Origin of the sequence: Brevundimonas viscosa, assembly GCF_900116065.1 — a bacterium.
Lineage (GTDB): Bacteria > Pseudomonadota > Alphaproteobacteria > Caulobacterales > Caulobacteraceae > Brevundimonas > Brevundimonas viscosa.
In genome coordinates, this window is record NZ_FOZV01000003.1 from 299,336 (window position 1) to 310,569 (window position 11,234).

Consider the following 11,234-nt stretch of genomic DNA (forward strand, 5'->3'; position numbering starts at 1 on the left):
GGCGAAAGGGAAGGCGGGCCGTCTAGCCGATGGCGACGCCGCTGTCACCGGGGCCGGAACCGGGGCCGCGGGGCAGGTGTTCTGCGAGCGTAACCGGAGCCGCACCATGACCGCCGACGACGCCATCTACGAGGCCGAGGGCAGCCTCGACGACGACCTGCACGACGCCGACATCGTCGAGTGGTACGAGGCCCGGCCGATGACGGTGTCGACCTATGTCGCCACCGGCGCCGTGGTCGGGGCCTTCGCGCTCGGCGTGCTGACCGCCGTCGGCGCGCTGGCGCTGATGGGCCGGCTGGACGACTAGGTCCGCAAGCCCTCCAGGAAGCCGCGCATCTTCTCGTCGATCGGCGCCGGTCGCTTGCTCTCGCGGTCGACGTAGACGTGGACGAAGTAGCCGACCGCGGCGGCCTCGGGCTCCTTGTTGCGGAACAGGCCGATCTCGTAGCGCACCGAGCTGGCCCCGATGTGGGCGACGCGGACGCCGGCCTCGATCTCGTCGGGGAAGGCGGTGGGCGCGAAGTAGCGGCAGCCGGTCTCGGCCACCAGGCCGATCACCGGCCCGTGGTGGATGTCGAGCAGGCCGTTGACGACCAGCAGCCGGTTCACGGCGGTGTCGAACCACGAGTAGTAGACCACGTTGTTGACGTGGCCGTAGACGTCGTTGTCCATCCAGCGCGTGGAGATGGCCTGGAAGCGGCTGTAGTCGCCGCGCTTGGTCCGCTCGATGGTGCCCGTCATCGTAACTCCCTTGTCGGTGCGCTACCGCTCGGCGCGCGGCGCCTCGCTGCTTGAGCGCACGGTGTTGGCGTTTCCCCGGCGTGTCTGCGCACGCTCGCAGGCCGACGGTCGGGGTTGGCGGACGCGGCGTCAAGCGCCTAGCGTCCCGGGCATGATCACGACCCGCGCCGCCGTCCTTCGCGCCATGGGCGCGCCCCGCCCGTACGCCGACAGCCGGCCCCTGGCCATCGAGACGGTGACGCTGGACCCGCCCGGGCGCGACGAGGTGCAGGTGCGCATCCGCGCCGCCGGCCTGTGCCACTCGGACCTCAGCGTCATCAACGGCGACCGGCCGCGGCCGATGCCGATGGCGCTGGGCCATGAGGCGGCGGGCGAGGTGGAAGCGGTCGGCGGCGGCGTCGACGACCTGAAGCCCGGCGACCGCGTGGTGATGGTGTTCATGCCCTCCTGCGGCCATTGCAGCCCCTGCGCCGGGGGCCGGCCGGCCCTGTGCGAGCCGGGGGCGGCGGCCAACGGCAAGGGCGAGCTGCTGGGCGGGGGACGGCGGCTGCACCTGGGCGCCGAGATGCTGCACCACCACCTCGGCTGCTCGGCCTTTGCGGAGCGGGCGGTGGTGTCGCGGCGCTCGCTCGTCCGCGTGCCGGACGACCTGCCGTTCGAGCACGCCGCCCTGTTCGGCTGCGCGGTGCTGACCGGGGTCGGGGCGGTGGTCAACACGGCGCAGGTGCGGGCCGGACAGTCGGTCGTGGTGGTCGGCCTCGGCGGCGTCGGGCTGGCCAGCGTGCTGGGGGCGCTGGCCAGTGGGGCCAGCCCGGTGGTGGCGGTCGACCTCAGCGAGGACAAGCTGGCGCTGGCGCGGAGCCTCGGGCCGGTGCGGACGGTCAACGCCGCCGACGCCGACGCGGTGGAGCAGGTCCGCGCCCTGACCGGCGGCGGGGCCGAGGTGGCGCTGGAGATGGCCGGGTCGGCGCGGGCGCTGGAGGCGGCGTGGCGGATGACGCGGCGGGGCGGGACCACGGTCACCGCCGGGCTGCCGCCGCCGGAGGCGGCGCTGGCGGTCAACATCGTCTCGCTGGTGGCCGAGGAGCGGACCCTGAAGGGGTCGTACATCGGGACCTGCGTGCCCTCGCGCGACATCCCGCGCTTCGTCGGCCTGTTCCGCGAGGGCCGACTGCCGGTGGACCGGCTGCTCAGCGGGACCGCAGCGCTGGAGGCGATCAACGCCGCGTTCGACGCGCTGGCGGACGGGAAGGCGGTGCGGACGGTCATTTCCCTCTGAGCGCCCTCCCCCTACGCCTTGTCCCTGACCCGCATCTGGCCGCCGGAGCCGGTCTGGACGTCGAAGCGGCCGGTGGCGCGGATCAGGTCGGAGAGCTTGGCGTAGCCGTAGGTGCGCTGGTCGAAGTCGGGGTAGGCGTTGCGGAGCCGGTTGGCGATGCCGCCGGCGTTGACCCAGCCGTCGCCGTCCTCGTCCATGTCGGCGATGACGGTGGCGATCAGGCGCGCCGCCTCCGACGGGGGCCGCTTGCCGGCGGCGGCCGCGGCGGGCTCGGAGCGGGCGGCGGAGGACGCGGGGCCGGCGGCGCCGCGGCGGCCGCGCTTCGGGGCGGCGGCCTCGTCCGTCGTCTCGGCGGCGGGGAGGCTGAGGTTCTCGGTGTAGATGAAGCGGGTGCAGGCCTGGCGGAAGCTCTCGGGCGTCTTGCGCTCGCCGAAGCCGTAGACGTCGACCCCCTCCTCGCGGATGCGCGACGCCAGCCGGGTGAAGTCGGCGTCGGACGAGACGAGGCAGAAGCCGTCGAAGCGGCCCGAATGCAGCAGGTCCATGGCGTCGATGACGAGGGCGATGTCGCCCGAGTTCTTGCCCTTCGTGTTGGCGAAATTCTGCTGCGGCTGGATGGCGAAGCGGGCCAGCACCCGCGTCCAGCCCTGGATCTGGGCCGAGGCGAAGTCGCCGTAGATGCGCCGCGCCGAGGCCTCGCCGAGGGTGGCGATCTCGGTGAACAGGGCCTCGGCGATCTTCGGCGAGGCGTTCTCGGCGTCGATCAGCACGGCGAGTCGGGGGGCCTTGGCGGGGTCGGCGGGCATGGGCGGGCTTTCGTTGCGCGGGCGGCCATGATGGCGGGGTTCGGCGGCGGTGTCTCGACGCATCGGTCGGCGGCGATCCCGAACTCGGCGCGGGCGGCCTCGAACAGCAGGCCGGGCAGGACGAAGGCGGCCGGATTGGCCCGGCCGTTCAGGCGCAGGGTCCACAGATAGAGATGCTCGTGCGGGAAGTGCGGCTCGAGCGTCCGGGCGGCGATGGCCGCCAGCCGCAGGCGCTGGACGCCCCACAGCACGCGGTCGCGGCGACGCGGACGGGCGCAACGTCGGGGCTTCATGGGCGGACCTCCTTCGGACACGCGGATGCGGCCTCCGGCGGAGCATCCGCCGGCAGGGTGGGAAGGGCGCGGGGCGCCGGGCCTCGCCCGGTCTGTGAGTGTGTGTACCGTTTCGACGAAGCTGACGCCCCGCGTAGCCGTTGTGCGCGCGCTCTCCGGCTGGCGGCCCTGACATTCGAGCCTTGCCGGATCTCCGCCGGGACCGTTGCCGGGCCCGACGCGGGGCGGACATGACGGCCCTCTTCAGGGGACGTCAGCAGCCCGCAGTCCAGCGGCGCGCGGCGAGCAAGCGGGCAGGATCCACTCCCTGCCCGACGAGGACCCCGGGACTCTCCGTCGCCCCGGCTTCATCGCTCGACCACAGCCCGCCGTCGTCGAGGTCGTGGATCCGACGCCCTCCCCATCGACGGGATGGGAGAAGTGTGGGGGCGGTTGTTCCCATGGCGTGAAAATGACGCTGCCTGCCGGTGTTTGTTCAATGAAAACAGCGGGCGATGCGCGCGAGATAGGGGACTTAAACATTAACTCCCGGCGCCCGGGCGGGGTCTGGCGCCGCTGGTTCATCACGAAGGACACGAAGGAGGCACGAAGGACACGAAGGGGCCGGCGTGTTCTGCGGCGGCATCGCACCCGACTGCAGGCCTTCGGCCCGCGGGCTGCGGAAACAGGCGCGCTCCCGGCCTCGCCCCTCCACCGCTTCGCGGTCCCCCTCCCCCCGCCTGCGGCGCGGGGAGGAAACGTCGTCGCCGCCCCCGCGTCTCCTCCCCATCGCAGATGGGGAGGAGACCATGCCGAGCGCAGCGCAGCATGCTCGAAGCTTCCCAGCACAGACGCTTCGCTAGGCACCACAGTCGATTATTGGCGCTTGATCGCTTGGCACCACCTCCGGACCCATGCCTACTTGGGGTAGGTAGTCGGGGCCGCCCGCCTACCGCTGGTAGGAGGGGAACCCGGCATGCCTCTACGTGACACACTTCAATCCATCGTATCCCTGCAATCCGCCCATACGTCAGTTATGTCTCCCGCCATGGCGGAACGAGGAGAGCTAGTCCGACATCGGCTGAGAGAAGAGATTCTCGACTTTCGTTTCGAGATTTCGGCTGCACTTGGGAGGTATGGCGACGATCTAGCCGTTGAAGGAAGCGACGGCATTGGCCGAAAGGCCTTGGTGCCATGGACTCGGTACTTCTCCAGGCGGATGTCGCCATCTGCAACGCAGGGCTGGTACGTAGTATACCTCTTTCACCCTGACGCCACCGGGGTGTCGCTCTGTTTGAGCCACGCCTCCACGGTGCCCCAAGAGGGGAACTTCAAAGGCATCTCCCATCAGGAAACCGCCGAGCTCGTCCAATGGGGCCGGGCGGTTCTAGCAGGTGAGTTCGTGGGAGATGCTACAGTGAAGACTGGGGTCAGCCTCGGGGGAAAACGGCTCGCGGCTGCCTACGAGAAGACCACGTTGTTCTCAAAATTTTATCCCTCTGGAAACATCCCTGACGACCGTGTCTTGGGAGATGACCTGGTCGATTTCGCTCGGGCACTTGCGAAACTCTATCGCGCCGAGGAAACGGGCTTGGTTCCGGGAACCAATAGCTCAGAGATCGTCCAAATCCTTCAATTCGCTGAAGAGATTGCTTCTCCTGCAAAATTTCCGGCCGCTGGGCAAGGCTGGGGATTGGACCATGCCGCTCGGACGGCGGTCGAACTTCGAGCGATGGAAGTAGCGGAGGCTTGGCTCACGGAGAATGGCTTTGTCGCCAAAGACGTCTCGGCAACTGAGAGCTGCGACTTTCTCGGAGAACGTGACGGGCTCAGCTGGGTCGTTGAGGTCAAGGGCACCACCGGGGGCCCGAAGAGCGTGCTTTTGACTCGAAATGAGGTGCAGCTTCACCGCGAGTCCTACCCGCGTAATGCCCTACTCATCGTGCATGGAATTAGACTCAGCAAAGAGGGTCCCACGGCTTCTGGGGGCGCGCTCATGGCAATTTGTCCTTGGAAGCTGGACGAGGATCGACTTGAGCCGACCTCTTATGAATACCGAGTCTCTTAAGACCGCTTGAACCGGATCAGGTCGTACTTCTCCGCGAACCACACTACGAAGTCCGCCGGCGTCTCCCCGTAGCCCCAGTAGCGAAGCACGTCCTCTCGGTCCCAGCCGGCGTTAGCGGAGTCGATGCACCAATCGCGACGCAGGATGCGGTCGACTTCGGCAAGCCAGCGGCGACAGGCACGAGTGAGGGAGGCAGCGCGGGGCATGGCGGAAGTCTTGGCGCGAGCGCTCTCCCACGCAACCATCCCGAGGTTGATCGCGGCGCTGAGGCCCCCTACTTCACCTTCACCCCCACCCCGTCCGCGCCGCCGGGCTTGCTCACCGCCACGTCGAACACCTCCTGGCCGAACTGGAGGCCGCGGACGGCGCGTTCGATGAGGGCGACGACCTCGTCGGCGGGCTGGTCGGTGCGGACGTCGAGGTGCCAGCCCATCATCTGCGCCTCCATCCAGCGGGCGCGGGCCAGCCAGGCGGCCTTGACGTCGAGGCCCTTGAAGGCCTCGTTGAGGCGGCCGATGAGGGCGATCGGGTGCTGGGGTTCGGGGACGTCGGCGAGCTCGACCGTGCCGGTGGGGCGGCGCGCGTGGGTCGGCGGGACCGGGGTCTGCTCCAGCACCTCGCGGATCTGGTCGGGGTTGAGCAGCAGGCCCTTGCCGTCGGCGGGGTTGAGCAGGACCACCGCGTCCTTCAGGATCTGCAGCAGGTTGCGGCCCTTCATGGCGATGATGCGGGCGCCCTCGCCGAACATCTGCGTGGCGCGGCGCGGGTCGGTGAACAGGGTGACGGTGTTGCGGCCGTCGTTGAGCACGACGCCGCGCAGGACCAGCTGCTCCCCCGGGCGCAGCACCTTGGGGCCGTCGTCGCCGGGGGTTCCGCCGGGGCTGTCGGGCTCGGGCACGGCGTAGAGGTCGGCCTCGAGCATCAGCCGCTCGAACACGCCCATCTTCGTGTGATCGGCGAGGCCCTCGTAGAGCGCCACCTCCAGCGGGTTCATCGGATTGTCGGTGAAGCGCAGCGGCTGGGGAGCGGCGGCGGTCGAGGCGTCGGTCATGGTCGGCTCACGCGGGAAAACGGGCCGACACAGGAGCGGAGCGGGGGCGCGACGTCAACGCCGGCCCCCGACGCTTTTTTAGGCGTCGCGCCTCAGACGAGGACGACGATCGAGACGCGGCGGTTCTGCGAGCGGCCTTCCGGGGTCTCGTTGGGAGCCACCGGCGAGGCTTCGCCGTAGGAGATGGTGGCCATGCGGTTCAGGGCGATGCCCTGCTGGCTAAGGAAGCGGCGCACCGCCTCGGCGCGGGCCTCGCCGAGCTCCTCGTTGTAGCCTTCGTCGCCGGTGGCGTCGGTGTGGCCCTGGATCTCGAGGTAGACGTTGCGGTTCTCGGCCTTGAGGCGCTGGGCCAGTTCGGCGAGGCGCTGCTCGGCCTCGGGCGACAGGGCGTGGCGATCGGTGGGGAACTTCACCGAATCGTCCGAGAGCACGACCTCGTAGAGGAACTTGCCCTCGGCCAGCTTGTGGGCGGCGTTGGCGCGTTCGAGCGCCTGGCCGGCGAGACCCTCGACGCCGGTGACGCGGGTGTCGACGACGGCCACCTGATCGCGCACGAAGCGATGGCTGGCGCAGCCGCTGGCGACGACGCCGACGGCGAGAAGGGCGCCGGCGAGGGCGGCCCGGGAAAGGGTGGTTCTGGTCAAGGAAGTCTTCTCCGTCTTCGGGACGCCACTCCCGGATAACCCCGAGCCCTTAGCCAGCCCGGCCGTAACGGCGAAGTCATGACCGGGTTGCATCCGTATTTCGGCAGCTTGGCCGTAGTAGAGAGCGAACGCTGTTCCGGGACTGATCTGAAAGCGCGGCCGCAGCGGTCTTGCCGGGGCGCCACGATCCTGACGCGAGCGGCGGATCAACATGGCGCCGATGCGGTTCGACCGGACAGGCGGAGGCGGGACGGCGCGCGGGCGAAGGCTGGCGGCGATCGCGCTGAGCGTGGCCGCGCACCTGGTGCTGCTGCCGGCGCTGTTCCTGGCCTCGGGCGGCGGGTCGGGGCCGACGCCGTTCGCGCCGCCGCCGATGCTGATCGAGCTGGAGCCGCCGCCGGTCCCCGAGCCGCCGCCCGCCGAGCCGCCGCCGGGGCCGGTCGCCGACTCCGCCCCGCCCGAGGGCCCGCCGGCGGAGGCGGCGGCCGCCGCCGCGCCGACGGAGCGCCCGGTTCCCGCACGGGTCCCGCCGCCGCGTCCCCGCCCGGCCGTGCGCCCGCCGCCGCCGGAGGTCCTGCCCCTGACCGCCGCCCCCGCCGCGCCGGCGCCGCTGCCGGTGTGGGCGACCGTGGGCGAGGCCGAGCTGGCCGGGGCGCTGCGGGCCGGGCGCGGGAGCGGGGCCGGCGCGGGAGCCGGGGGCGGCGGCGCGGGCGCGGGGAGCGGCGGGCCGTGCGACATGGTCGGCCGGCTGGAGCGGGCCCTGCGCGACGACGCCGAGGTGGCGACGGCGGCGCAGCGCGCGCTGGCCGGAAGCGGGCGCGGCCGGGCGCTGCTGGTGTGGAACGGCGACTGGGTGACCAGTCCGGGCGAGGCCGGCAAGGGGCTGGCCGGGGTGCGGCAGGCCATCGCGGTGGAGGTGGCCTTCGCCCCCTCCGCCTGCCGCGCCGAGGCGGTGCGCGGCTACGCCGTGCTGGCGCTGGGCGACGGGCCGGGCGCGCCGCGGCTGGCGCTGGGGCCGGGGACGTGGCGCTGGGGCGACCTGACGGGGGCGCGGCGAGGCGGCGGCCCCGGCTAGCTGACCTCGATCATCCAGCCGGCCCAGCGCCGGACCGCCGCGGCGACGGCGTCCTCGCCGGTCTCGGCCACGGATCGGCGGTAGGCGCCGGCCGGCTGGCCGTAGGCCTGTTTGAAGCGGCGGTTCAGGTGGCTCTCGTCGGTGAAGCCGTGGGCGAGGGCGAGGGCGGACAGGGGTTCCGTCGCGCCGCCCTCCAGGGCGCCGCGCACCGCGCCGAGGCGCCGGCTCATGATGAAGCGGGCGACGCCGCCGTCCTCGGCGAACAGGCGGTAGAGGGTGGAGCGGGAGGCGCCGATGCCGGCGGCCACCGTGGCCGCGCCCAGGTCGCGATCGTCCAGATGGGCGAGGATGAAGCGCTCGGCCGCCTCGCGACGCGCCTGGTCGAGCCGCAACAGCACGGCGGACGAGGTCGACAGGTCGGCGAGCGTGGCGTTGAGCAGCTCCTGGAAGGCCCGGCGCAGGCTGGGCAGCACGTCGTCGCGGAAGCCGTCGGCGTTGCGCACCACCGACTGCATCAGGTCGCGCAGCACGAAGGTGCGGGGCGCGCCGATGATGCGTCCGTGCAGGCCGTCCAGCGCGCCGCAGGCGGCGGCGATGGCGGCGCGCGGCACGCTGGCGGTCAGGACATGCAGCTCGCGGGCCTCGGTGCGGGAGGCCCGCCGGGTATCGACCAGCAGCAGGTCGCCGGGGCCCGCCCGGTCGAAGCGGCTCTCGCGCCCGCCCTCGAGTTCGCCGGAGAGCACCAGGTGCAGGGCGAAATGGTCGAACCGGTCGCGCCCGGCGCGGGCGCTGCGCGAGTGCACGACGCCGTCGAGGCGGCGCTCGAACAGGATCAGCCCGTCGAGCCGCACCGCCCGCACCCAGGCGAAGAACGGCCCGGCGCCGCGGCTGACGTCCGAGCCCACGGCGTAGAGGCGGCGGTAGGCGTCGAAGGCCTGCCCCGGCGGCAGGGCGTCGCTGTCGAAGCGGAACTGGTCGGTCATGCCGGCGTCTCCGACAGCGCGGGGCGCCACAGTCGCCCGCTGGCGACCGCGAGGGCGAGGGCGACGACGCCGGCGCCGCCCGCCGCCGCCGCGATGGCCTCGGCCAGCCCGGCCCCGGCGCCCGAAGCGGCGCGCAGGTCGCTGAGCAGGCCGGTCAGCCACGGTCCCCCGGCCACGCCGGCCACGGAGATCACCGCCAGGAACAGGGCCCCCATGGCCGGCCGCTGCGGCGCGGCGGTCATCGCCTGCACGCCGATCAGCACCGATGCGGCCGCCGTCCCGCCGGCGGCGGTGAGGCCGGCGATCAGGAAGAGGGCCTCGATCCGGTCGGCGACGGGCAGGAAGGCGGCGCAGGCCGCGGCCACGGCTGCCGCCCCGGCGACGAAGGGCGCCGGTCCGCCGCCCCTTGCGGCCGCCATCAGCCAGCCCGCCGACAGGTGGCCGAGGGGGGCGAAGACCAGCACGATCAGGCCGAAAACGAGCGCGCTCGCGCCCGGATCGAGGTCGAAGGCGCGATGGAGCAGCGAGGGCGCCCAGGCGCCGGCGGCCTGGACGACGAAGACGCAGGCCCCGCCGGCGGCGGCGATGCTGAGGTAGGCCAGCGGCCGCCGGGCGACGACACCGAGCGCCGCGCCGAGACCGCCGTGGCGTTCCGGCGGGTACGGGGGCGGCGCGGTCGTTCCGGCCCGGACCAGCAGGGCGGCGAGGATGAGGTTGGGCGCCATCAGCGCCAGGCTGGCCGCGCGCCAGCCCTCCAGTCCGGCCACGCCGGCGCCCAGCCAGACGAGGGCGGCGCCGCCCAGCAACAGGGCCCCGCTGCGTCCGGCGGCGGACCCGGTCGTGAACAGGGACAGCCCGCGCGCGCGCCGCCCCGGTTCCGCCTGTCCCGCGATCAGCATCAGCGCGGCAGGGACGAAGACGGCCTGGCCGGCGCCGAGCAGAACCCGGCCGACGACCATCCCCCCATAGTTCGGGGCGAGAGCGAAGATCGCGGCGCCGAGGGTCCAGATCGTCAGGCAGGCGAGCGACAGCCTCCAGGGGTTTGCGGCCCGGGCCCAGTGGCCCGCCGCCAGCAGACCGATCACGTAGAGGGCGACGAAGGCCGGCCCCTGCAGCCCGCCGATCTGCGCGTCGCTGAGGCCGAGTTCGTCGCGGATCAGCGGGGCCGTCACGGCCGGCAGGGCCCGGTCCACATAGGCGGCGAACTGCACCGCGCACAGCAGCGCCACCGCGGCCCACGGCAGTCGCGCGTCCGCCGCCTGGCGAGGGGCGGCGGGTCGCAACGCAGACACGGACGGCGGGGAAACGGCCAAGACGAACTTTCAGGATTTTTCCCGTTATGGGAGCACGGGTCAGGCCGCGTCAAACCGCGGCGGAATTCCCCAGCGGGGGTTGGGATAACTGTGCGTCGTTTTGGGACGCCGCGCCATGGCGGTTCGAACGGCGTTTGACCAACCTGCTGCGGGCCTGTCCGTCGGGGCGGCGGGCGCCTTTGGCGTGATCTTAACAGGGGGAGCGGACGGCGAAGAGCCGTCCGGCGTTGCAGAATGTCGAGTAGCGTATCCAGTCGGCCGGCCATCGCGGCCGACGGCGAAGAGGCGGGGCGCATCACAGCGCCGATCCGCTGGGGTCAAAGGCGCGTCGCCACGCCGTCGGCGAACTCCGATCTGCTGCCGCCGATGAGATGGGACCAGCTGGAAGCGGTGCTGACGGCCATGGCGAGCACCTCCGACCGCGCCCTCATGGTCCGGCACCTGCTCGCCGGGGCGCGGCGCGACGCCGACCGACTGCCTGTGGAAGAGACTATCCGCGACATCCTGTGCATCGGCGCCGCCGCCGCCACGGGCGAACCGGCCGTCCGACCCGCCGCCTGACCGACCTCCAACCGACCGACCTTCTCATGCTCAAAGTCCTGAAGCGCCTGATCTGCAGGCACCAGTTCTGGTGGTCCGAACGCCGCAAGGCCGAGGTCTGCTACCGCTGCGGCCTGAGCCGCAAGGTCTTCGATTCACCCCAGGGAGGCGCCGGTGCTGGTCCGCTTTGAACTGGAGCGAAAGGCGCTCGCACGGCTGTTCCGCGTCGATTTCGTCGGCGTCAGCGGACAGACCTGCGGCAGCCGCTTCGAGGTCCACGGGCCGACGGTCGAAACCTTCTTCGATCTCGACGCCGCCCGCGCCCGACTGGACCAGGTGTCCGGCCTCGGCTCGCCCGCCGCCGCCTGAAGTCTTTCGCCGGCGGATCCTCCGCCAGCCATCGCCATGACCGGGTCGCCCCCCCGGTCGGGGCGGCCCGACCGCCGGAAATCCACCTGCCGG

Annotated in this window: 14 protein-coding genes; 7 read left to right on the plus strand and 7 right to left on the minus strand. The window is 72.2% G+C overall.

The annotated features are described in order from the left end of the window. Window positions 1-106: 106 nt before the first annotated feature. Entirely contained in the window at window positions 107-307 is a 201-nt protein-coding gene (locus BM333_RS07935; RefSeq protein WP_092309428.1) for a hypothetical protein, read from the plus strand. On the opposite strand, the gene BM333_RS07940 is transcribed toward BM333_RS07935, so the two are convergent. Further along, window positions 304-741 carry an acyl-CoA thioesterase gene (locus BM333_RS07940; protein WP_092309431.1) on the minus strand — a complete coding sequence of 146 codons (438 nt, stop codon included), beginning with the start codon at window positions 739-741 and terminating at the stop codon, window positions 304-306. The genes BM333_RS07935 and BM333_RS07940 overlap by 4 nt on opposite strands. 151 nt (window positions 742-892) lie before the next feature. On the opposite strand from BM333_RS07940, the gene BM333_RS07945 reads away from it, so the two are divergent. Further along, on the plus strand, window positions 893-2,020 hold the full coding sequence (locus BM333_RS07945; RefSeq protein ID WP_218151435.1) for a zinc-dependent alcohol dehydrogenase family protein: 1,128 nt from the start codon (window positions 893-895) through the stop codon (window positions 2,018-2,020). Window positions 2,021-2,031: 11 nt separating this feature from the next. Here BM333_RS07945 and BM333_RS07950 read toward each other — a convergent pair whose 3' ends face one another. Next, entirely contained in the window at window positions 2,032-2,826 is a 795-nt protein-coding gene (locus BM333_RS07950) for an NYN domain-containing protein (RefSeq protein ID WP_092309434.1), read from the minus strand. Continuing rightward, window positions 2,784-3,119 carry a hypothetical protein gene (locus tag BM333_RS07955; protein WP_092309437.1) on the minus strand — a complete coding sequence of 112 codons (336 nt, stop codon included), beginning with the start codon at window positions 3,117-3,119 and terminating at the stop codon, window positions 2,784-2,786. Before BM333_RS07955 ends, BM333_RS07950 begins: the two co-directional genes overlap by 43 nt. Window positions 3,120-4,146: 1,027 nt before the next feature. Here BM333_RS07955 and BM333_RS07960 point away from each other — a divergent pair. Next, on the plus strand, window positions 4,147-5,166 hold the full coding sequence (locus tag BM333_RS07960) for an MrcB family domain-containing protein (RefSeq protein ID WP_177221831.1): 1,020 nt from the start codon (window positions 4,147-4,149) through the stop codon (window positions 5,164-5,166). Between the two features lie 274 nt (window positions 5,167-5,440). On the opposite strand, the gene BM333_RS07970 is transcribed toward BM333_RS07960, so the two are convergent. Together BM333_RS07970 and BM333_RS07975 are read right to left on the minus strand one after the other, a co-directional pair. Beyond that, window positions 5,441-6,217, minus strand: a complete 777-nt coding sequence (locus BM333_RS07970; protein WP_092309446.1) for an SseB family protein — start codon at window positions 6,215-6,217, stop codon at window positions 5,441-5,443. Between the two features lie 92 nt (window positions 6,218-6,309). Beyond that, window positions 6,310-6,861, minus strand: coding sequence for an OmpA family protein (locus BM333_RS07975; protein ID WP_092309449.1), 552 nt, complete (start codon window positions 6,859-6,861; stop codon window positions 6,310-6,312). Between the two features lie 211 nt (window positions 6,862-7,072). On the opposite strand from BM333_RS07975, the gene BM333_RS07980 reads away from it, so the two are divergent. Continuing rightward, window positions 7,073-7,936, plus strand: coding sequence for a hypothetical protein (locus tag BM333_RS07980; RefSeq protein WP_245777193.1), 864 nt, complete (start codon window positions 7,073-7,075; stop codon window positions 7,934-7,936). On the opposite strand, the gene BM333_RS07985 is transcribed toward BM333_RS07980, so the two are convergent. Both BM333_RS07985 and BM333_RS07990 read right to left on the minus strand, forming a co-directional pair. Beyond that, the gene (locus tag BM333_RS07985) at window positions 7,933-8,919 is read right to left on the minus strand and encodes a helix-turn-helix domain-containing protein (RefSeq protein WP_092309452.1); all 987 of its coding nucleotides are present in this window, start codon (window positions 8,917-8,919) and stop codon (window positions 7,933-7,935) included. The two genes, BM333_RS07980 and BM333_RS07985, sit on opposite strands and share 4 nt — an antisense overlap. Beyond that, window positions 8,916-10,202, minus strand: coding sequence for an MFS transporter (locus tag BM333_RS07990; RefSeq protein ID WP_177221833.1), 1,287 nt, complete (start codon window positions 10,200-10,202; stop codon window positions 8,916-8,918). The genes BM333_RS07985 and BM333_RS07990 overlap by 4 nt, the downstream gene beginning before the upstream one ends. 264 nt (window positions 10,203-10,466) lie before the next feature. Here BM333_RS07990 and BM333_RS07995 point away from each other — a divergent pair, with 264 nt between their 5' ends. Genes BM333_RS07995 through BM333_RS08000 form a run of 3 tightly spaced genes read left to right on the plus strand, consistent with a single transcriptional unit; the run spans window position 10,467 to window position 11,141 of the window. Further along, on the plus strand, window positions 10,467-10,793 hold the full coding sequence (locus BM333_RS07995) for a hypothetical protein (protein ID WP_092309458.1): 327 nt from the start codon (window positions 10,467-10,469) through the stop codon (window positions 10,791-10,793). A 26-nt stretch (window positions 10,794-10,819) separates the two neighbouring features. Beyond that, entirely contained in the window at window positions 10,820-10,963 is a 144-nt protein-coding gene (locus BM333_RS15920) for a hypothetical protein (protein ID WP_177221834.1), read from the plus strand. After that, window positions 10,947-11,141 (plus strand): hypothetical protein, encoded by a 195-nt coding sequence (locus BM333_RS08000; protein ID WP_092309461.1) that lies wholly within the window; start codon window positions 10,947-10,949, stop codon window positions 11,139-11,141. The genes BM333_RS15920 and BM333_RS08000 overlap by 17 nt, the downstream gene beginning before the upstream one ends. The last annotated feature ends 93 nt before the right edge of the window (window positions 11,142-11,234 follow it).